A 20,920-nucleotide genomic window follows, 5' to 3' on the forward strand; every position below is an offset into this window, starting at 1 on the left:
CCCTTCCACAGCGGCGCGCACCTGGTCAGTGTTCACGAAGACACGTGGGTTCTCGATGAGCCGGACATCGCCACCCGCCGTGACCAGGTACGTCGCGGGGAGGGAGGAAGGGACCTTTAGTGCCGTCCGCACCGGGCCCGACTGTCCGTCACCGTCGAACACCGACGGCAGCCGGACGCCCAGATCGCTCAGCATCGCCAGCCCGTCGGCCCCGGAGCTCGCGACCTGGACGAGGAGCACGCGGGCGGCGCCGGGCGACGCGGCGTACTCCTGGAGCAACGGCAGTTCGGCGCGGCACGGCTCGCACCACGACGCCCACAGGTTGACCAGCACGGGACCGCCCGAGAGCACCTTGGCGAGGTCGACCCGGGAACCGTCGCCGAGACATTCGACGTCGACCCCGCGCAGCTTCGCCACCTCGCCCGGCCCGGGCGGCGGGCAGGGAGCGAGCGCGGCCTTCGCACGGGCTGCCGTGAGATCCCCCGACGTCTTGGCGGGCTCCTGGCCGTCACGGGTGGTGAGCAACGCGACGATCAGGGCCACCACCAGCACGGCGGCACCGAGCGCCAGTTTGGTGACCCTGGTCACCGGCGCGCCGCCAGGTCGAGGATGTGTTCGCGCTCTTCGCCCTTGACCAGCTTCGCGGCCTCTTCGAACTCCGTCGGGCCGGTTCCGTACGAGGGGCACATCTTGGCCAGCGGACAGGCGCCACAGGCGGGTTTGCGGGCGTGGCAGACGCGACGGCCGTGGAAGATCGTCCGGTGCGACAGGAGCGTCCACTCCTTGCGCGGGATCAGCTCGCCGACGGCGTGCTCGACCTTGACCGGGTCCTCCTCCTCGGTCCAGCCCCAGCGGCGGACCAGGCGGCCGAAATGGGTGTCGACGGTGATCCCGGGGACCCCGAAGGCGTCGCCGAGTACGACGTTGGCCGTCTTGCGGCCGACACCGGGCAACGTGACGAGGTCCTTCAGCTTGCCGGGCACTTCGCCGTCGTAGCGCTCCACCAGGGCGGCGCCCAGCCCCATCACCGAGTTCGCCTTGGCGCGGAAGAACCCCGTCGGCCGGAGGTACTCCTCGAGTTCGGTGCGATCGGCGCCGGCGTAGTCGGCAGCGGTCCGATAGCGCGCGAAGAGCGCGGGCGTGACCTGATTCACGCGGACGTCGGTGGTCTGTGCCGACAGCACGACCGCGACCAGCAGTTCGAGCGGGCTGGTGAAGTCAAGCTCACAGTGCGCGTCGGGGAACTCGTCGTCGAGGCAACGCTTCATCCGCCTGGCGCGTCTCACCAATGCGAGCCGGCTTTCGCCCGCACCCCCCGCACGGGGGGCATTGGTGGGGGCAGGAGGCACCCCGATAGCCTACGGGCGCCATCGGACGAGCCAGTGGGGAGCACCCGCCGGTCGACGGCCGACACGCCAGAACACCACCTCGGCGCTTCGATCGAGGACGCCATGAGCGAGGATCTGGAGTAATGCACAACTTTTCGGAATTCCCGGGGCAGGGCGCATGACCGTCTGGTTCGTCATCCTCGTTCCCTTGGTGATCATGTTCTTCGCGCTGTTCATGGAACGCGTGGAGACCCGGCTCAAGCACGTCGCGGTGCAGGAGAACGAAGTCGAGGAGTTCCTCGAGCAGGCACAGCCCAACGAGGTCAGGGCCCTTTACGGGCACGGCATCGGGCGCGCGCTCGAGCTTTTCCGGCTGCGCAGGCTCGGCGGGAAGGCGGCCAGGCTTCGCGCGCGGCGCGTGCGGAGTTAGGCTCCACGTTCGAGCGAGATCGTTCCAGGCACGCGCGCACGTTCGGCGTGCCGACGAGCGATCTCGCGCGCACGACCTAGACTGACGCGAAAAGTGATCGACGACACGGTCCTCGGCAGATGAGGATCGACGTCGTATCTCGATGAGGAGGCACCCGAGGTGGACGAAACCCTGGCCCGAGCGGGCATTTTCCAGGGTGTTGAGCCGGCAGCCGCCGAGGCGCTGGCACAGACCTTGGAATCCGTGGAGTTCCCTCGCGGGCATGTCATCTTCAACGAGGGTGAACCCGGCGACAAGCTTTACATCATCCAGTCCGGCAAGGTGAAGATCGGCCGCAAGTCACCTGACGGCCGCGAGAACCTGCTTGGCATCTTCGGCCCGTCCGACATGTTCGGCGAGCTGTCCATTTTCGACCCCGGCCCCCGGACGTCCAGCGCGACGACCGTGACCGAGGTCCGCGCGGTGACGATGGACCGCCCGGCGCTGCGGCAGTGGATCTCCACCCGTCCGGAGATCGCCGAGCAGTTACTGCGTGTGGTCGCCCGCAGGCTGCGCCGGACGAACAACATGGTCGCCGAGCTGATCTTCACCGACGTCCCCGGACGCGTGGCGCGCGCGCTGCTGCAGCTCGCGCAGCGGTTCGGCAGCCAGGAGGCCGGTCTGCTGCGGGTCACCCACGACCTGACACAGGAAGAGATCGCCCAGTACGTCGGCGCTTCGCGCGAGACCGTCAACAAGGCTCTCGCCGACTTCGCGCACCGTGGCTGGCTGCGGCTCGAAGGCAAGAGCGTCCTGATCCTGGACCCGGAGCGCCTGGCCCGCCGCGCCCGCTAGTCCCTTGCTTCACGCGCAATGAAGGGGCCTTTCATAGCAAAATTTGCGATGAAAGGCCCCTTCATTGCATCTGCGTGACCCAGCGCCGGAGAAACAACGAAGAGCCGGGCGCCACCCCCGACGTGGCGCACCGGCTCTTCGCTGTGCGCGGACCATCCCCCGACGATCCGCGCTCCCCGCCCTCCGGAACAAGGCCCCGACCCGTACGCCGGAGGGAGCTGGAGACTGTGTGGTTGTCGTACAACCATCCACGGCCATCGGCCGTGAACTCAAGTTCTTTCACTCTCAAGGACGCCATCTGCGTCGATTTGTTGCCCCGAATGACCCAGAATCGTCCGACTGTTACCCGATCGTGACGAACCGGGCCGGTTCATTGCCCGAAGTACCCGAATCCGGTGGTGACCAAACTTACCGCCACGGAACTGGTACTCGCGTACCAAAGTAGTTCATACTGGTACGCGTGTCCCAGTCTGTGTCCGCCTCCGCCGAGAGCCACCGCACCTCCCTCGCCGACTACCGAGCCGCGCTGACCGCGCCCGGATCCCGCGCGGCGGTGATCGCGTCCCTGCTCGCCCGCCTGCCGATCGCGATGATCGGCATCTCCGCGCTGCTCTACGTCCAGCGCGAGACGGGCTCCTTCGCCTCGGCCGGGCTGGTTTCGGCCGGGTCGCTGGTGGGCGTCTCGGTCGGCGCGGTCGTGCAGGGACGGCTCATCGACCGCTTCGGGCCGACACGGCCGCTGCTGACCACCACGGTGTTCTTCGCGCTGGCGATGACCGGGCTGGTGTTCGCGATCGAGGCGCACGCGCCGACCCTGGTGCTGGTCCCGCTCGCATTCGGCACCGGGATCACGGAACCGATGGTCGGCTCGGCTTCCCGGGCACTGTGGACACGGCTGCTGCCCGCCGGGCCGACGCGGAACGCCGCGTTCTCGTATGAGGCGATCAGCATGGAGGTCTTCTTCATCCTCGGTCCCGGGTTCGCCGGGCTGCTGATCGCCGCGCCGTGGGCGGGTACCGGCATCGTGGCCGGCTCGCTGACGATGATCGCGGGCGCGGTGCTGTTCGCGCTGAGCCCGACCGTGCGGGCCTGGGGACCGTCGCCGTCCTCGGGCGGCAAGCTGCTCGGCGCGCTGGCCAGCCCCGGGATGCGCACGCTCGCGATCGCCGCGCTGGGCTTCGGCGCCGTGATCGGCTTCGTCGAGGTCGCCGTCCCGGCGGCCGCCGCCGAAGCGGGGAACACCTCCATCGGCGGGCTGCTGCTTTCGGCCTGGTCGGTCAGCTCGGTCGCGTTCGGCGTCGCGTACAGCCTGCGCCCGTGGCCGCGTCAGATGGGCCTGCGGCTGCCGGTGCTGCTGGCGGGCTTCGGCGCGCTGGTGGCGCTGCTCGCGCTGCCGGGCTCGCTCTGGGGCCTCGCGCTCGCCATGCTCGCCGCGGGCGCGCTCATCACGCCGCAGTCGACGACGCACTCGGCGGCCATCGAGATCGCCGCGCCGAAGGGCACGGCGGCCGAGGCGTTCGGCTGGGTGCTCACCGCGGTGACCCTCGGGCTGGCGTTCGGGCAGTCGATCAGCGGTTACCTCGTCGAGCACGCCGGGCACGAAGCGGCGTTCCTCGCCGCCGGCGCCGTCGGGTTCGCGCTCGCCGCGGTGGTGTGGCTGATGCGCGGCACCTTCCGCCCGCGGCCTTCCGGGCCCGTCGCCGAAGCCCCCGAACTTGTCGGTGCCGCCCGCTAACTTGCGGGCATGGACCTGACTGCCGACACCCGCTCCCTCTCGTCCGCCGTTTCCGCCGCCGCACGGTTGCTGTCGGCCCGCTCCGGTCTGCTCCTGCGCGCCGGACGGGAAGGCCTGACCGTCGGCGGCAGCGACAGCGAACGAGCGGTCCGCCTGACCAGCGACGCCATGGTCCACACCGATGGCGAGGTCGTCGTCCCGGCCGGGCCGCTCGCGGAAACGCTGCGGATGCTCGACGGCGACTTGGTGCGCCTGGTCGTCGAGGGATCACGGCTGGCCGTACGTGTGGAAGGCGGCCGGTTCGCGCTTCCGTTGCTGAGCCGCGAACTGAACCTCCCGGACCTGCCGCCGAAGGTGTCCGAAGTGGACGGTCACGCGCTGGTGACCGCGTTGCGCACGGTCGCGGGCACGGCCGCCAAGGACGACGCGCTGCCGATGTTCACCGGCGTCCGCGTGCAGAGCTTCAGCCGTGAGCTGCGGCTGACGGCGTCCGACCGGTACCGGATGGCCGTCGCCACCCTCCCTTTGCGTTCCGAGGGCGAGCCGATCGACGCGCTGGTCCCGGCGGGCCTGCTGGCCGAGACGGCGAAGCAGGCTCGCGGCATCGTCGGCCTGCACGGCGACAGGACCAGGTTCGGGCTGAGCTGGGCCGGAGTCACCGTCACCACCGCCGTCCTCGACGCGGGATTCCTTTCGGAGAAGCTGATCGAGTCGTCCACTGTGGACACGACGGTCGAGGTCGCCGCCGACGCGCTGGCCGCCGCCGTGCGCCGGGTGGGCGTGTACGCGGACGAGCGCCGGGTGCTGACGCTGGAGGTCGGCGACTCGCAGCTGCGGCTCGCCAGTTCGAAGCAGGACACCGGTGAGGCCGAGGAGACCTTGAAGGCCGAGGTTTCGGGCGGCCGGACGTCGCCCTCCTTCCAGGCGCGCTACCTGCTGGACGCGCTGCAGGGTTTCGCCGGGGAGCGGGTGCGGCTCGACATCCAGCCCGGTATGCGGGCCTGCGTCATCCGCGCGGTGGAGCCGGGCGATGTGGAGCTGACGTATTACGTGATGCCGATGCTGCCGCGCTGACATCGGCCCCCTACTGTCCACAAAGGACTTACCGAGAGCGGACGTCGTGTTGCGAAAGCCACTTTCGCAACGTTGAGGGTTGCGAAAGTGGCTTTCGCAACGGGGCGATGGCGGCGTAGGCGTGCCGAGGAGCGCAACGGCCTCGCCCTCCCGCGGATGTCGCGAAAGCCACTTTCGCGACGCCTGACGTCCCCAAAGTGGCTTTCGCGACGCCACCTCGGCGCTGAATCGCGACGCGGTCATCCCCTGCCGAACGCTATGAAAGGTCCTTTCCTTGCAAATTTTGCAAGGAAAGGACCTTTCATGGCATTCGGCGACTCAGGCGGAAGCGGCCTTCACAGCGGCCTCGATCTCACCGAACGAAGGGTTCACCATCGCCTTCGAGCCCACGAAGACCGTCGGCACGACCTCGTTCCCGTTCGCCACCGAACGCACCCGCGCGGCGGCGTCCGGGTCCTCCCAGATGTTGACCCGCTTCACGGTGAAGCCGCTCTTCGACAGCGGCCGCTCCAGCGCGGCGCAGAACCCGCATCCGGGGCGCCAGTAGAACTCGACCTCGACGTCACTCATTCGCCGTCCTCCGACCTCAGGTAGTCCAACTGTGCCTGCACACTCCACTCCGCGGGCGCCCACAGAGCCTTGTCGACATCGGCGTAGACGACCTCGACGACCTGACGCGGGGTGGCGTCCGCGCCGAGCGTCTCCAAGGCCGAACGCACCTGGTCGAGCCGTTCTTCCCGGTGCGCCAGGTATTCGCGCGCGGTCGCGGCCAGATCGGGCAGTTCCGGGCCGTGGCCCGGCAGGCCGATGGTGCCGCCGGGCAGCTCGATGAGCTTCCGCAGCGAGCGCAGGTAGTCGCCGAGGTCGTGCAGCACTGTGGTGCCGCGGCCGAGGATGGTGTCACCGGTGAGGATCTGCCCGTCGGACACCAGGCAGATCGAGTCGCCGGTGTGCCCTGGCGTGTGCAGCACCGACAGCCGGACGCCGCCCGCCTCGATCACTTCACCGTCCACAAGGGACTTCCCGCCGACGCAGAGCGACTCGTCGAAGGCCCGCACCGGCGCGCCGACGCGTTCGGCGAACCATGGCGCGCCCTCGGCGTGGTCGGGGTGGTGGTGGGTCAGGACGATCAGCTCGACGGCGCCGGTCTCCGCCAGCAGCGTCAGGTGCTCGACGTCCTCGTGGCCGGGGTCGACGACCACGGAACCGGACGCGCCGGATCCGCGCAGCACCCAGGAGTTGGTGCCCTCCAACGTCATCGACGACGGGTTGTGCTCCAGCAGCACGGAAGCCGTCGGCGTCACCTGGCGCAGCACGCCGTACGCGGGGGCACTCACGCGAGGTCCAGGATGACGCGGACCTTGTCGCCGTCGCGCACCAGCGTCGGCATGATCTTCGAGATCTCGCGTTCGACGGCCTGAGCCGCGGCCGCCGAGTCGAGCTCGGCCAGTTCCGCGAGCGTGATCCAGGTCGGGGGCATGAGCATGCGTCGCCCCTCCTTGGCGTCGGCGATGGCCTCTTCCGGCCGCTGCCAGCCGGAGCTGACAGCCTCGGAAGTGGCGCTGTCCGCGTCTTGCCCCTCGGGCAGCACGGCGACGAAGAAGCAGGTGTCGTAGCGGCGCGGTTCCTGCGGCGGGGTGACCCAGTTCGCCCACGGGTGCAGGAGATCCGCGCGCAGCGTCAGGCCGTTCGCCTCGAGGAACGCGGCGAGCGAGAGCTCTCGGGAGACCAGCTTTTCGCGGGCGTCGTGGTAAGGCGTCGTGTCGGTGACGACGGTGTCCCCGGTGCTCGCGAGCAGCACACCCGACTCCTCGAACGTCTCCCGCACGGCCGCGCACACGAGGGCGCGGGCCAGCGATTCGTCGCAACCGAAGCGTTCCGCCCACCAAGCGGGCTCCGGGCCCGCCCAGCTCACCGAGGTGTCGACATCGCGGGAATCCACGCCACCGCCGGGGAAGACGGTCATCCCGCCCGCGAACGGCATGCCCTTCACCCGATGCTGCAGGAAGACCTCGACGCCGTCGGCGCCGTCGCGGAGGAGGATCACGGTCGCCGCGTCCTTGGGCGTCACCGGCTCGCCGTCGGCGTTGGCCCGGGTGCCCACCCCGGCCCCCACCGGGATGTCGAATGTCAGTTCTTCAGCCACACCAGCAACCTAACATCGCGATTCGGCACCTGGTTGCGATCGTTGCGCGTGCAACTATCGCAACCAGGTGCCGAATTGCGTGGGACTTGCTACGACCAGCTCGAGCCGCTGCTGCGCGAAGCGCCGTTCAGCCGGATCTTCGCCGCTTCGGCGCGCTCCCGTTCGGCGAGCTCGGCGTGCAGCTCGCGCAGGAGAGCGCGGTCGCGCTCGCTCAGGCTGGGGTCGTCGAGGTCGAGAGCGGGCAGCTCGACGACCTCGTGCATGCTCGGTTTGCCCGTGGCGATCTCGCGGCCCTTTTCCGGGTCCTCCTTGAGCGCCTGGCGCAGCTGCGCCACTTCGGCCGGGGTCAGGTCGGCCGTGCGCTCGGCGCGGGTCTCCGCCCGCGATTTGCGCGGCGGCGCCGTCTCCGGAGCGGGCGTCGCCGGCGCGGGCGCCTGCTGCACGATCGGCACCACCGGCGCGATCGGCTCGACCGGTTCGTGCGTACTGCTGCTGACCGGCCGCAGCCCATGCCTGCTCGGCTGCTCCTTGACCGGCTCGGGAGCCGGGGCGGGAGCGGGCGGCGGAGTCACCGGCTCGGACCGAAAGTCACTGGAATGGGTACTCCCGGTGACCCAGACAGGACTCGCGGCCGACGAAGCGGCCTGGTGGTACGCGGACCGCGCGACGCCGGGTCCCGCGACCTCGACGACCGAACGGATGCCCGCGCGGCGAAGCGCGGTGTCCACGCGGAACGCGACCGCGGGCGGATTGCCCTCCGGGCCGATCTCGACCAGGACGACCCGCTGCGGCAACGCACCGGGCACACTGCCGGCGGGCGTGTTCCGCCACACCGCGTGCACCGACCGGACGTCCGGCAGCACCTGCAGGGTGCGGTCGAGCGCCTCGGCGAGGCCGAATTCGGGCTGGTTCTCGCCGGTGAACCGGTGGGTGAGCACCGGCTCGTCCTCCTCGACGACCAGCAGGTCGTTCGCCAAGGTGGCGTCGGACCGGCTCATCTCGAGGACGAGGGCGAGTTCACGTTGTTCGGACGAGCCCACCGGGATCTTCCCCGCGATCAGGGTGCCGGTGGTGAGCTCCACCGCTTCGTCGATGTGCGCACGCGCGATCAGCTCACGCGCTTCGGTCAAAGCACTGTCGTCGATACGACCCGCCAGGGCCAGTAACAGGTTGTGCAGGCGCAGGGGCACCGAGAACCCGTCCATGGGCGGGCCGTCGTGGACCTCCACCATTGCTCTGCTCCCTCCCGGCTCGCCTGGTGGAGCGAGCGTTAAGCGGCGACCAGCCGACTTCCGGTGTCCACCGCACCCACACAGACGAGCTCGGAGTTGGCGAGCGCGGTGCGGTGATAGCCGGTGAGGTCGATGCTCGGCGGGAGAACCTCGACGCCGGGCTCCTCGTCACCCAGCACGCGCAGGACGCGCTGCAGTTCACCGGTCAGCCTCGGCAGCCCGTTCAGCGCCGTGACCAGGAGGACTCGTTTCGCCCCACCCTCGCCGACCACACCGAGGTGTCGCCAGCTTTGCCGCACTTCACCCACATCCGGCCGTCCCCGCAACGTCGCGTGGATCAATACGGACACAGAGTCGACGGAGTTCACCCATTCGGGCGCACTCTGCGTGAATGTGTACCTGGTCTCGGTGACGTCGTCTACCCCCAGGGTGGAACTCACCTGATGCCAGTCGGCGCCGTGAGGAATGAGCCCGGCGACTAGCAGGCGATATTCGGTTTGATCGAGGTCGATCCTGTGCTTAAGCAAAGACCTCGGCAGGGTCCGCGCGAGCGTCCCCATCGCGCCTTCGCCCAGCCAGTCACGGAACCGCCACAGGAGCTGGTCCGGCAGCCGTCCGGCCAGCCGGAGCAGGAGCTCGTGCGAGGACTTCTCGATGTCCGGGTCCATCACTTCACCTCCACGATCAGTTCGATCTCGACCGGCGCCCCGATCGGCAACTCGGCGACGCCGACGGCAGAACGGGCGTGGATGCCCGCCTCGCCGAAGATCTCGCCGAGCAGCTCGGACGCCCCGTTGATCACCGCGGGCTGACCGGTGAAGCCCTCCGCGGACGCCACGAACCCGACGACCTTGACCACCCGGACCACGTTGTCGATCCCGGCGACCGAGTCGACCGCGGCGAGGGCGTTCAGGATCGACGTCCGCGCGTACTGCTTCGCCTCTTCGGGACTGACCTCGGCGCCGACCTTGCCGGTCGCTTCGAGCTCACCCTTGACGAAGGGCAGCTGCCCGGACGTGTAGACGTGCGAACCGGTGCGAACGGCGGGCACGTAGGCCGCCAGCGGCGCGGCGACGGCCGGCAGTTCGATACCGAGCTCGGCGAGTCGATCGCTCCAGGTCATGGCTTCAATCCCTCAGTTCTTGGCTCGTTTGAGGTAGGCGACGTGCTGTTCGCCGGTCGGGTTCGGGAGCACGGTGACGAGCTCCCAGCCGTCCTCGCCCCACTGGTCGAGGATCTGCTTGGTGGCGTGGATCAACAGGGGGACGGTCGCGTACTCCCACTTGGTGGCGCTCATGCCCGGGAGCGTAGCCAAACCGGCAAGGGCGCCCGACACACATGCGGAAAACCCTCTCGCGACCGGTTCGCCGAATTCCCGTCGATGTGGTTCACTTCACACCTACTCGGGAGTAGATAGGACGCCGACATGCGGACGACGAAGTCCCTCGCCGCCACTTTCGTGGCCGCCGCCCTTGCCCTGGTCTGCTCTTCACCGGCCATCGCGGAGGAGAAGCTCCCCGTCCCGTGGACGCTCGCCGCGGCGCTGCCCGCGCAGGCGGCGAATCCAGGCGGCCCGCCACCCGGCGCGAACGACTTCGGCTGCCGCCCGAGCGAGGCCCATCCGAATCCGGTGGTGCTCACCCACGGGCTCGGCGCCAACCAGACGGTGAACTGGCAGACGTTCGCCCCGCTGCTCAAGAACAACGGGTATTGCGTCTTCTCCTTGACCTACGGCGTTCCCGGGAAACCGCTGCCGATCTACCAGCCCGGCGGGCTCCTGCCGATGGAGCAGAGCGCGAAGGAACTTTCGTCGTTCGTCGACAAGGTGCTCGGCGCGACCGGGGCGTCCAAGGTGGACCTCCTCGGGCATTCCGAGGGAACGCTGATGCCTTCCTATTACGTGAAGTTCCTCGGCGGAGCGTCCAAAGTGGACAAGTACGTCAGCCTGACGCCACTCTGGGAGGGCACGACCTTGTTCGGCGCCTCGCAGCTGTACGCGCTCGCGGGCGCGCTGGGGCTCGCGGCCGGGTTCAACGGCGTCCTCGACCCGTTGTGCGGCTCTTGCCGCCAGTTCCTGCGCGGCTCGGAGTTCCTCACGAACCTGCGGTCGGGCAACGGCGTCTTCCAGCCGGGTGTGACCTACACGAACATCATGACCCGCTACGACGAGGCCGTCGTCCCGTACACGAGCGGCATGGGCAAGGGCCCGAACGTGAAGAACATCGTCCTGCAGGACGGCTGCCTGCTGGACCTGGCCGAGCACGCCGGCGTCGCCGCCGACCGCAACGCCGCCGGGCACGTCCTCAACGCACTGGACCCGGCGCATGCGAAACCGGTCCCCTGCGTGCCCGCGACCCCCATCGGGAGCTGACCCGGTCACCTGGGTCGTGAGTGGCGATTCGGGTTAGAACCCGAATCGCCACTCACGACCACCTGTACCGCCCCGCTACCGTCACCTCCATGGAGACCTGGCGCATCATCGCGACCTCCTTGCTGGCGCTCGCCGGGCTGCCGCTGGTGCTGGTCCTGATGGCGAAGGCACGGGACCGCACGGACAGCTCGGGAGGCGTCGCGATCACCGGCGCGGTGGCCTTCGTGGTCCTCCTGCTGCTCGGTGTGGTGATGCTCACGGTGCTGCCCGGGGTCCTGACCTGGGCCATCGTCGGACTGGTCGCGGCTGCGCTCGGCGTCATGATGCTGGCGAGCTGAAGGCTCAATTAGGGTGGGACCGGTGAGCACACCCCTTGCCGGCTGGACCGACGAACTCGCGAGAGCCAGGCTGCATTTCGTCACCGGTAAGGGCGGGACGGGCAAGACCACGCTCGCCGCCTCGCTGGGCCTCGCCCTCGCCAAGGGCGGGCGCCGCGTGCTGCTGATCGAGGTCGAAGGCCGCCAGGGCATCGCCCAGCTCTTCGACACCGAGCCGCTGCCGTACGCCGAGCAACGCATCGCGGCCGTCCCCGGCGGCGGGGAGCTGCGCGCCCTGCACATCGATGTCGAGGCCGCACTCCTCGAATATTTCGAGATGTTCTACAACCTCGGCTTCGCGGGGCGGACGCTGCGGCGGATGGGCGCGATCGAGTTCGCGACCACGCTCGCGCCGGGTCTGCGTGACGTCCTGCTCACCGGGAAGATCAAGGAATGCGTCGGCCGGACCGAATCGGACGGCCGGCACACCTATGACGCCGTCGTCGTCGACTCGCCGCCCACCGGCCGGGTCGTGAAGTTCCTCGACGTCACCAAGGCGCTGACCGACCTCGCCAAGACCGGCCCGATCCGCGGCCAGGCCGACGGCGTCGTCCGGCTGCTGCATTCCGGCGAGACCGCCATCCACCTGGTGACGCTGCTCGAAGAGATGCCGGTGCGGGAAACCGTCGAAGCGGTCGCCGAACTCGACGGCGCGGATCTGCGCCCCGGCGCGGTGCTGGTCAACCGGGTCCGCCCGCCGCGGCTGCCCGCCCGTTCGGTGACCGCCGCCGCGGACGGCCGCGTCGACGCCTCGCGCGTCCGCGCCGGGCTCGCGTCGGCCGGGCTGAACCTGCCCGACAGCACCCTCGACGCGTTGGTCGAGGAGACCGTCGAGCACGCCGTGCGGGTCGCGGCCGAACAACGCGCCCGCGAGCAACTGGCCGAAGCCGATCTGCCGGGCCTCGAACTGCCGGACCTGACCGACGGGGTGGACGTCGCGGCGCTCTACGACCTCGCCGAGGCGCTGACCGAGCAGGGAGTGCGCTGATGTCGGACGTCCTGGAGATCGACAAGCTCATCGACGATCCGGAGAGCCGGGTCATCGTGTGCTGCGGATCCGGCGGGGTCGGCAAGACGACGACCGCGGCGGCGCTGGCGTTGCGCGCGGCCGAACGCGGGCGGCAGACGGTGGTGCTCACCATCGACCCCGCCCGGCGGCTAGCACAGGCGCTCGGCCTGCGCGAACTGGGCAATCACCCGAAGCAGGTGCAGGTCGAGGGCTTCGAGCCCAAGGGCGAACTCTGGGCCATGATGCTCGACATGCGCCGCACCTTCGACGACATGGTGCGCGTGCACGCCGGCCCGGAACGCGCCGAGCAGCTGCTGCAGAACCCCTTCTACCAGACCATTTCCACGTCTTTCTCCGGCACGCAGGAGTACATGGCGATGGAGAAACTGGGGCAGCTCGCGGCCACCGACGAGTGGGATCTGATCATCGTCGACACGCCGCCGAGCCGCTCCGCGCTGGACTTCCTCGACGCGCCGACACGGCTTTCCAGCGCACTCGACGGCCGGATGATCCGGCTGCTCACCGGGCCCGCGAAGGCCGGCGGCTGGGGCCTGCGCAAGGTCGTCAACGCCGGGTTCTCGATGTTCGCGAAGGCCGTCTCGACGATCATCGGCGGCCAGTTGCTGACCGACGCTTCGGCGTTCATGCAGGCCTTCGACAGCATGTTCGGCGGCTTCCGCGAACGCGCGCGCAAGACCTCCGAACTGCTGCGGTCCGGCGGGACGTCGTTCCTGGTGGTGGCCGCGCCGGAGCCGGACGCGCTGCGCGAGGCGTCCTACTTCGTGGAGCGGCTTTCGGAAGAGAGCATGCCGCTGGCCGGGCTGGTCGCGAACCGGACGCATCCGGTGCTGGCCCCGTTGTCCGGCGCGGAGGCCATCGCGGCCGCCGAGCAGCTCGCGAAGGGCGAGGCCGGCGCGCCGCTGGCCGAAGCCGTCCTTCGCCTGCACGCGGATCGTGTCGCGCTGGCCGATCGAGAGACGCGGCTGCTCGCCAGGTTCACGCGGGCGCATCCCGAGGTCCCGCTGGTGCGGGTGCCCGCGCTCCCCAGTGACGTGCACGATCTCGAAGGCCTGCGCGACATCGGCGTTCGCCTCGCCACCCAGTCCTGAGTTTCCGTGAAGGACCCCTTCCCTACCTTGGACTCAGGGAAGAGATCCTTCACGGAATCATGATCACGAGACTCGGACGCGTACGTCTTCCTCTTCGTCGATCCCGGTGAAACTGCGCTTCGCCGCTTCAAGCAGGTCTGCCCAGCTGGTCACGTCCGGCCGCCGCCGCAGCAGCGCCCGCCGTTCCCGTTCGGTCATACCTCCCCAGATGCCGAAGTTGATCCGGCCATCGAGCGCCTCGGCGAGGCATTCCGTCCTGACCGGGCAACCGAGGCAGACCGCCTTGGCCCGGTTCTGTTCCGCCCCCCGGACGAACAAGCCGTCCGGATCGGTGTCGCGGCACGACGCATTGACTCGCCAGCTCGACTGGTTGGTTTCCATACCCCCAGCTCCCTACCCTGGTGTTCGACACACCACGGGAGGACGAAAAGCCTGCGCTCCTGCCCCCATGAGCGTGTCTCCCTGTGTGCTCACGTCGGTTGAGCCGACACCTCCCCGGTGCCGGTGCCTCCGTTCGGTCGAATGCGACTGCCGCTCGCACTCACCCGTCTGTCGGCTTTTTCATACGTGAGACGTTGACGGACTGTAGGGGCCCTCGGTTCCCCCCGCCAAGCCCTAGAATGCCTCCCGTTACCGGCCGTCACCACATGGGGTCGATTTCGTAATCAATTCCCCACCCACAGCGAGGCGACGTCACGGTGGGCTAACGGGTTCCGCGTACCCTGGTCCGCGTGCGCAAAACGGACGGTCTGCTGAAGCTCATTGGCCTTTGTGTGCTCGCGGGGGTGCTGGTCGCGGGGATGTTGTTCCCGGTGGCGGGTGCCGCGGGGGTGCTGTCGAACCAGGCGAGCGAGACCGTCGACAAGACGTCATCGGACCTCGCGGACATTCCGCCGCCACTGGTGACGACGATCACCGACAACACCGGCAAGCAGATCGCGACGCTGTACAAGCAGTTCCGCATCCCGACGACCGAGACCCAGATCAACGACGCCATGAAGTGGGCGCTGATCTCGGTCGAGGACAAACGCTTCTACGAGCACAACGGGGTGGACTGGAAGGGCACGCTGCGCGCCGCGGTCAGCAACAGCACCGGCGGGGACACGCAGGGCGCCTCGACGCTGACCCAGCAGTACGTCAAGAACTACCTGATCAACGTCGTCTACCGCGACGACAAGCCAGGACAGAAGCGCGCACAGGAACAGTCGGTCGCCCGGAAACTGAAGGAAGCCCGGATCGCGATCCAGCTGGAAACCAAGCTGAACAAGATGCAGATCCTGACCGGCTACCTGAACGTCGTCGAATTCTCGCGCGAGATCTACGGCGTCGGCGCGGCCGCGAACGCGTACTTCAACACGCCCGTCGAAAAGCTCACGGTGCCGCAGGCGGCGTTGCTGGCCGGTCTGGTGAACAACCCGGTCGTCAACGACCCGTGGAAGAGCCCGGCGAAGGCGACCGAGCGCCGCAACCTGGTGCTGGACCGCATGGTCGACAACCAGAAGCTCGCGAAGGCGGACGCGGAACGCTTCAAGGCCGAGCCGCTAGGCGTCGTCGAAGGCGGCCCGCAGAAGCCCGCGTCGAACTGCACCGGCGCCGGCCCGGAGAACGGTTTCTTCTGTCAGTACGTCGAGGACTATCTCCTCAAGAACGGCATGACGAAGGACGATCTGTACACCGGCGGCTACCAGATCAAGACCACTTTGGACGAACGGGCGAACCACGAAGCCAAGATGTCGGCCGAAGCCCAGGTCAAGAAGACGCAGGACAACGTCGCGAACACGCTCTCGCTGGTGAAGCCGGGCAAGCAACGACACGAAGTCGTGGCGCTGGCGGCGAACCGTGACTACGGACTTCACGAAGATCAGGGCCAGACGACCTTCGCGTTGCCTTCCGGCGTCTACAACACGGGCGGCGCGGGGTCGGCGTACAAGGTCTTCACCGCCGCCGCGGCGCTGGAAGCGGGCGTGGCCGGGATCAACAGTCCCCTTCCCGTGCCCGACTTCTACACCTCCCACGTGTTCGCCGGTGGTGGCCCCAGATGCGCCCCGACCGGACCGCCGATGCGTTCCCGCTGGTACTGCCTCGGCAACGCCGGTGACTACAACCCGGCGGGCGGCGCCATGTCGATGCAGCAGGCGCTGGCGACTTCGCCGAACACGGCGTTCGTGGCGCTCGAGGAAAAGGTCGGGAGCACGGGGCCGATCGTGGAGATGGCGCGCAAGCTCGGCATGCGCGACACCATGGCCAGCAACCTCGGCGGTGGCGCCGTCGACCCGAAATCCGACAATCCGGGTGCCAACGCCAGCCAGCTCCAGGCCTTCGGCCCGCGGCCCGGCTGGCCCGGGAACGCCTCGTTCACCCTCGGCCCGGCCCCGCTGAGCGGTCTGGAACTGGCGAACGTCGGCGCGACGATCATGAGCGGTGGCGTCTGGTGCCCGCCGACCCCCCTCGCCGGTGTCACCGACCGGGACGGAAAGCCGGTGCCCGTCAAGGAGGCCGCTTGCGAGCAGGTGGTGCCCGAAGGCCTCGCCAACACCCTCGCGGTCGGCATGAGCCGGGACAGCCAGCCCGGCGGGACATCGGCAGGCGCCGCGAGCGGCGCCCGGTGGAACCGGCCGGTGATGGGCAAGACCGGGACCACCCAGAGCAACGGCTCGGGAACGTACCTCGGGGCCACTCCGCAGCTCGCGGGCGCGGCGATGGTGTTCCGCCCGAAGGGTGGAAACGGCGGCCTGTGCTACCTCGGCCCGGGTAACGTGACCACTCGCGGCTGCGAAAACATGTTCGGCGGGAAGACGCCGGCGCAGACCTGGTTCGGGGCGATGTCGAAGATCCTCGAAGGCCAGGAGGCGCTGCCGCTGCCGCAGCCGGACCCGAGGTACATGGGCGGCGGACGCTGACCATGTTCACCAGCGCAAATCACGATGAGTCACATGAATCTAACTTTGAGTGAGCGGCTGGCGGCTTAACGGGGAACAACGGCCGACGGGATCATGTCGACCGATCGCGAGGCCCCGCGCCGACCACGGAAGGTGAAGAAAAGAGGCCATTCCAGCGATTTACCGAGATCGCCGGAATGGGGGCGGACGATCACCACCGACGAGCACGTAAACTGGACATTGTGAGCACGCTCAGTAACGAAAGCACTTCGGGGGCGACGGTACGGCGCTTGGCCGTGGGAACCGTCGCCCTGGGAGCCGCGACCCTCGGTTACGCGGTCGGAATCGAAAGGCGCCGGTGGACGCTTCGCACCGCGGAGCTCCCGGTCCTCGCGGCAGGGGCGAAGCCCTTCACGATCCTCCACATCTCGGACCTGCACATGCTTCCCGGCCACGTGAGCAAGCAACGCTGGGTAGCGGCGCTCGACGAACTCGAACCGGACCTCGTCGTCAACACCGGTGACAACCTGTCACATCAGCAGGCCGTGCCGTCCGTGCTGCGCGCGCTCGGCCCCCTGCTCGACCGGCCCGGCGTGTTCATCTTCGGCAGCAACGACTACTACGCGCCGAAGCCGAAGAACCCCGCCCGCTACCTCATGCCGAAGGGCAAGAAGAAGCGGATCCACGGCGAGCACCTGCCGTGGCGCGACCTCCGCGCGGCCTTCGTCGAGCACGGCTGGCACGACCTCACCCACGTCCGCCGCACCATCGAGGTCGCCGACCAGTACGTGTTCACCGCCGGCGTCGACGACGCGCACCTCCGCCGCGACCGCTACGCCGACATCGCCGGCCCGGTGGACACCGCGGCGGCCGTCCGCATCGGCGTCACGCACTCGCCGGAACCCCGCGTGCTCGACGAGTTCGCGGGTGACGGCTACGACCTCGTCCTCGCCGGGCACACGCACGGCGGCCAGCTCCGGATCCCGGGCTACGGAGCGGTCGTCACCAACTGCGAACTCGACCGCACCCGCGCCCGCGGCGCGTCCCGCTGGGGCGCCCAGATGTGGCTCCACGTCTCCGCCGGGCTGGGCACCTCCCCGTACGCCCCCGCCCGCTTCGCGTGCCCGCCCGAGGCGAGCCTGCTGACCCTCGTGCCACGGGGCACGACCAGCGCGAACCACCGGAAAGCAGCCCCCCGCAAAGCCCGAAACACCGTCCGCTAAACTTCTCCTCGACCCGCTAAGAAGTATCCGGGGTGTGGCGCAGCTTGGTAGCGTGCCTCGTTCGGGTCGAGGAGGTCGTGGGTTCGAATCCCGCCACCCCGACGTTGGATCGAAAGAGCCTTGCTTGCTTCGGCGAGCAGGGCTCTTTCGCGTTGCGTGTCCTGAAGGGGGCGACCCCGGGTCCAGCGTATCGCCGAGGGGTGTCGAGACGGGCTGAAAGAGGGGACGGCCGGGGCGGTTGTCCACGACAGTGAGCGAGTGTGGACAACCAAGGGGCGCGCCGAAACCCCAGGGTTCCCAATGCCTCATTCGAGACGTTGGGTGTCTCCAATGTGGCTTTGGGGACACTCAACGTCCCCAATGCCACATTGGGGGCACTCAGCGGCACCCAGCGGTACTCAGGAGCGGTACTCAGCGGCGGCACTCAGCGAGTGGCCACCAATTCGGTCCAGCATTGCGCGAAGTCCCCATCGCCGGAGCGCGCCCACGACCAGGCCGAGCGGGCGGCCGAAGCGAGTTGGTCGCGATCCGGGGTCGTCGCGGTTTCCAGCGCCGTCACCAGACGCCCCTCCACGTACGTCGCCAGCGCCCGGTACGTCGTGTCCGTGCGGTAGCGGGTTTTCGTTCGCACGTCGGTGAAACCGGCGGCCGTGACCGCGGCGGGCAACGAGCGTCCGGCGAACGGGTCACCGCCGGCGCGGCGGCACAACAGATAGTGTCCGCGAAGGGCGGCATCGACGTTCGCCGTCTTCGGCCGCAGCCGCGCACGACTCCAGTCCGATGTGGACAGTGCGAGGGTTCCGCCGGGTTTGAGGACCCGCCGGATCTCCGCCAGCGCGGCACCCGGCTCACGCAGGTGCTCGAAGACGGCGTGCGCGAAGGCCACATCCACCGAAGCGTCGGCGAACGGCAACGCGCACGCGTCGCCCACCACAAAGTCCACTGTGGACTTTCTGTGCCCGTTGTCGATACCGAGGGTGATCGATCCTGGCCCGCAGCCGACGTCGACGCATCCCATCCCCGGCCCGAACAGCGGTTGCGCGAACACGGCCCGTTCGACCGCCTGGCGCGCGAACCGCGCGGACACCGCGGCGCGCGGCGGGTTTCCCTCCAGCACCCCGCACACAGTACGGCTCCGGAGTGGCAGGATCGAGGGGTGAGCACGCAGCCAGGCACTGAATATCCGTCCGCGGCGGTCCCGGACCGCCTGTTCGACGACGCCGAAGCCGAGGCCAGGTGGCGGGCCCGCTTCCGAGCGCCGCGCATTTCGGTCCCCGAGTGGGCCATCGACGCCCCCGACGCGAACATCTACGTCTCCAACGCCAGCGGCGTTTGGGAGGTCTACTCCTGGGACCGGGCGACCGGCGAGCACCGCCGCGTCACCGACCGGCCGAACGGCACCATGCACGCCACCCCGTCCCCCGACGGCCGCTGGATCTGGTGGTTCGACGACACCGACGGCGACGAATTCGGTTCCTGGGTCCGCGAACCGTTCGCGCCGGGGGCCGCCGCCGAACGCGCGGTGCCGGACGTCCACGACGGCTACCCCGCCGGGCTCGAGATCGGCACCAAGGTGGTCGCCGTCGGCGTCTCCACCGACGACGGAAGCGAACTTTTCGCCCATATCGACGGCAAGACCGCCAGTTTCTACAAGCACGAGGACGACGCGGGGATCGCCTCGCTGTCCCGCGACGAGTCGTTGCTCGCGATCTCGCATTCCGAGCACGGTGATTCACGACACCCCGCGCTGCGCGTCCTGTCGACCGACGGCTTCACCGCGGTCGCCGACAAGTGGGACGGCGAGGGCAAGGGCCTCGGCGCGCTCGAGTTCTCGCCGGTCGCGGGCGATCAGCGGTTGCTGGTGCTGCACGAGCGGCGCGGTCGCGAAGAACTCCTGATCTGGGACACCGCCGTGGACACCGAGCGGGAAATCGAGCTCGACCTGCCCGGCGAAGTGGTCGCGGGCTGGTATCCGGACGCGCGGGCGTTGCTGGTCGTCCACTTCCACCAAGGCCGCAGTTCCCTTCACCGGTACGACCTCGCGAGCGGCGAATTGTCCTCTTTGGACACACCGCCGGGCAGGATCGGCGGCGCGGGCGTGCGGCCCGACGGCACCGTCGAGTACTCGTGGTCCAGTGCCGCACAGCCGACGGCGGTGCGCGCGCGGACGGCCGATGGCGCCGACTCGGTACTCCTCGAGCCGCCGGGCGATCGGGCTCCGGAATCGGCCCCGGTCACCGACGCGTTCGTCGAAGGGATCGGCGGGCAGATCCACGCACTGGTCTCACGTCCGGCCGACGCGCCCGAGGGTCCGCTTCCGACGGTCTTCTCCTTGCACGGCGGGCCGCATTCAGCCGACGAGGACCGGTTTTCCGCGTACCGCGCCGTCTGGCTCGACGCGGGATTCGCCGTCGTCGAGGTCAACTACCGCGGCTCGACCGGCTACGGCTCGGCCTGGCGTGACGCCATCGAAGGACGTCCGGGCCTGACCGAGCTCGAAGACGTCGCCGCCGTCCACGACTGGGCGGTCCAAAGTGGACTCGCGGACCCGGCCAAATGCGTGGTGAACGGCGCTTCGTGGGGCGGCTACCTGAGCCTGCTGGCGCTGGGCACCCAGCCGGCGCGCTGGGCGGCCGGCATCGCCGGAGTTCCCGTCGCGGACTACGTCGCCGCGTACGAGGACGAGATGGAGCAGCTCCGCTCCTTCGACCGGGCGCTGTTCGGGGGTTCGCCGGAGACGGTGCCTGCGGTGTACCGGGAATGCTCGCCGATCACCTATGTCGAGGCCGTGACGGCGCCGGTGCTGGTGCTCGCCGGGGACAACGACCCGCGCTGCCCGATCCGGCAGGTCGAGAACTACCTCGACAGGCTAGCGAAGCGGGAGATCCCGTTCGAGTTCTACCGGTTCGACGCGGGCCACGGGTCGCTGGTGATCGCCGAGACGGTCAAGCAGACCGCGATCGAGGTGTTCTTCGCGCTGCGGGCGGTCGGGCTCCGCTGACGTGCCATGAAAGGTCCTTTCCTTGCAAATTTTGCAAGGAAAGGACGGCGGTTTCAATCGGTTGTTGCAAGTGGTGGCGGCTGATAGGGAGATCGTCATGCCAGGAGCCCGGTTGACGCGCGAGGAGCGGGAAAAGATCCAGAATGGTCTGGATCAAGGTCTTACTCAGGAC

The 20,920-nt window shown here is 69.0% G+C and carries 22 protein-coding genes and 1 tRNA gene; 12 read left to right on the plus strand and 11 right to left on the minus strand.

The window, feature by feature from the left end:
• Both DL991_RS00025 and nth read right to left on the minus strand, forming a co-directional pair.
• Positions 1–588, minus strand: a 588-nt coding sequence (locus DL991_RS00025; protein ID WP_148106354.1) for a TlpA disulfide reductase family protein, incomplete at its 3' end; no start/stop codon positions are given.
• A complete protein-coding gene (gene nth / locus DL991_RS00030) occupies positions 585–1,268 on the minus strand; it encodes an endonuclease III (RefSeq protein ID WP_125779650.1) in 684 nt (227 codons plus the stop codon). The genes nth and DL991_RS00025, both read right to left, overlap by 4 nt.
• 238 nt (positions 1,269–1,506) lie before the next feature.
• On the opposite strand from nth, the gene DL991_RS00035 reads away from it, so the two are divergent.
• From DL991_RS00035 to dnaN, 4 genes are all read left to right on the plus strand, one after another.
• Complete coding sequence (locus DL991_RS00035) at positions 1,507–1,758, plus strand: hypothetical protein (RefSeq protein ID WP_005166943.1); 252 nt, start codon at positions 1,507–1,509, stop codon at positions 1,756–1,758.
• A 159-nt stretch (positions 1,759–1,917) separates the two neighbouring features.
• Entirely contained in the window at positions 1,918–2,592 is a 675-nt protein-coding gene (locus DL991_RS00040) for a Crp/Fnr family transcriptional regulator (RefSeq protein ID WP_003081747.1), read from the plus strand.
• 472 nt (positions 2,593–3,064) lie between these two features.
• On the plus strand, positions 3,065–4,327 hold the full coding sequence (locus tag DL991_RS00045; RefSeq protein WP_199746201.1) for an MFS transporter: 1,263 nt from the start codon (positions 3,065–3,067) through the stop codon (positions 4,325–4,327).
• Between the two features lie 9 nt (positions 4,328–4,336).
• Complete coding sequence (gene dnaN / locus DL991_RS00050; protein ID WP_125779654.1) at positions 4,337–5,401, plus strand: DNA polymerase III subunit beta; 1,065 nt, start codon at positions 4,337–4,339, stop codon at positions 5,399–5,401.
• Between the two features lie 318 nt (positions 5,402–5,719).
• Here the strand turns inward: dnaN and DL991_RS00055 are convergent, their stop codons facing one another.
• The 7 genes from DL991_RS00055 to DL991_RS00085 form a co-directional block, all read right to left on the minus strand.
• A complete protein-coding gene (locus tag DL991_RS00055; RefSeq protein ID WP_125779656.1) occupies positions 5,720–5,971 on the minus strand; it encodes a glutaredoxin domain-containing protein in 252 nt (83 codons plus the stop codon).
• A complete protein-coding gene (locus DL991_RS00060) occupies positions 5,968–6,738 on the minus strand; it encodes an MBL fold metallo-hydrolase (protein ID WP_125779658.1) in 771 nt (256 codons plus the stop codon). Before DL991_RS00060 ends, DL991_RS00055 begins: the two co-directional genes overlap by 4 nt.
• The gene (locus tag DL991_RS00065; protein WP_125779660.1) at positions 6,735–7,547 is read right to left on the minus strand and encodes an NUDIX domain-containing protein; all 813 of its coding nucleotides are present in this window, start codon (positions 7,545–7,547) and stop codon (positions 6,735–6,737) included. Before DL991_RS00065 ends, DL991_RS00060 begins: the two co-directional genes overlap by 4 nt.
• Positions 7,548–7,636: 89 nt before the next feature.
• A complete protein-coding gene (locus tag DL991_RS00070) occupies positions 7,637–8,779 on the minus strand; it encodes a hypothetical protein (protein WP_125779662.1) in 1,143 nt (380 codons plus the stop codon).
• Between the two features lie 38 nt (positions 8,780–8,817).
• On the minus strand, positions 8,818–9,447 hold the full coding sequence (locus DL991_RS00075) for a hypothetical protein (RefSeq protein WP_037318589.1): 630 nt from the start codon (positions 9,445–9,447) through the stop codon (positions 8,818–8,820).
• Positions 9,447–9,902 (minus strand): RidA family protein, encoded by a 456-nt coding sequence (locus DL991_RS00080; protein ID WP_125779664.1) that lies wholly within the window; start codon positions 9,900–9,902, stop codon positions 9,447–9,449. Before DL991_RS00080 ends, DL991_RS00075 begins: the two co-directional genes overlap by 1 nt.
• Before the next feature lie 12 nt (positions 9,903–9,914).
• Positions 9,915–10,076, minus strand: coding sequence for a DUF4177 domain-containing protein (locus DL991_RS00085; RefSeq protein ID WP_005166970.1), 162 nt, complete (start codon positions 10,074–10,076; stop codon positions 9,915–9,917).
• 129 nt (positions 10,077–10,205) lie between these two features.
• On the opposite strand from DL991_RS00085, the gene DL991_RS00090 reads away from it, so the two are divergent.
• From DL991_RS00090 to DL991_RS00105, 4 genes are all read left to right on the plus strand, one after another.
• The gene (locus tag DL991_RS00090) at positions 10,206–11,150 is read left to right on the plus strand and encodes a triacylglycerol lipase (RefSeq protein ID WP_125779665.1); all 945 of its coding nucleotides are present in this window, start codon (positions 10,206–10,208) and stop codon (positions 11,148–11,150) included.
• A gap of 89 nt (positions 11,151–11,239) precedes the next feature.
• A complete protein-coding gene (locus tag DL991_RS00095; RefSeq protein ID WP_125779667.1) occupies positions 11,240–11,488 on the plus strand; it encodes a hypothetical protein in 249 nt (82 codons plus the stop codon).
• A gap of 22 nt (positions 11,489–11,510) precedes the next feature.
• Positions 11,511–12,515 carry an ArsA-related P-loop ATPase gene (locus tag DL991_RS00100; protein WP_125779669.1) on the plus strand — a complete coding sequence of 335 codons (1,005 nt, stop codon included), beginning with the start codon at positions 11,511–11,513 and terminating at the stop codon, positions 12,513–12,515.
• Positions 12,515–13,645 (plus strand): ArsA family ATPase, encoded by a 1,131-nt coding sequence (locus tag DL991_RS00105; RefSeq protein ID WP_125779671.1) that lies wholly within the window; start codon positions 12,515–12,517, stop codon positions 13,643–13,645. Before DL991_RS00100 ends, DL991_RS00105 begins: the two co-directional genes overlap by 1 nt.
• A gap of 63 nt (positions 13,646–13,708) precedes the next feature.
• Here the strand turns inward: DL991_RS00105 and DL991_RS00110 are convergent, their stop codons facing one another.
• Positions 13,709–14,026, minus strand: coding sequence for a WhiB family transcriptional regulator (locus DL991_RS00110; RefSeq protein ID WP_020632155.1), 318 nt, complete (start codon positions 14,024–14,026; stop codon positions 13,709–13,711).
• 350 nt (positions 14,027–14,376) lie between these two features.
• Between DL991_RS00110 and DL991_RS00115 the strand changes: the two genes are divergently transcribed.
• From DL991_RS00115 to DL991_RS00125, 3 genes are all read left to right on the plus strand, one after another.
• The gene (locus DL991_RS00115) at positions 14,377–16,545 is read left to right on the plus strand and encodes a transglycosylase domain-containing protein (protein WP_125779673.1); all 2,169 of its coding nucleotides are present in this window, start codon (positions 14,377–14,379) and stop codon (positions 16,543–16,545) included.
• Between the two features lie 275 nt (positions 16,546–16,820).
• Entirely contained in the window at positions 16,821–17,747 is a 927-nt protein-coding gene (locus DL991_RS00120; RefSeq protein WP_199746202.1) for a metallophosphoesterase, read from the plus strand.
• Positions 17,748–17,775: 28 nt separating this feature from the next.
• Positions 17,776–17,849: transfer RNA gene (locus DL991_RS00125), tRNA-Pro, on the plus strand.
• A gap of 322 nt (positions 17,850–18,171) precedes the next feature.
• Here DL991_RS00125 and DL991_RS00130 read toward each other — a convergent pair.
• On the minus strand, positions 18,172–18,864 hold the full coding sequence (locus DL991_RS00130; protein ID WP_125779677.1) for a methyltransferase domain-containing protein: 693 nt from the start codon (positions 18,862–18,864) through the stop codon (positions 18,172–18,174).
• Between the two features lie 39 nt (positions 18,865–18,903).
• Between DL991_RS00130 and DL991_RS00135 the strand changes: the two genes are divergently transcribed.
• Entirely contained in the window at positions 18,904–20,748 is a 1,845-nt protein-coding gene (locus tag DL991_RS00135) for a prolyl oligopeptidase family serine peptidase (RefSeq protein ID WP_125779679.1), read from the plus strand.
• Positions 20,749–20,920: the final 172 nt, after the last annotated feature.

This window comes from Amycolatopsis sp. WAC 01375 (assembly GCF_003947325.1).
In the GTDB taxonomy this organism is placed as follows: Bacteria; Actinomycetota; Actinomycetes; order Mycobacteriales; family Pseudonocardiaceae; genus Amycolatopsis.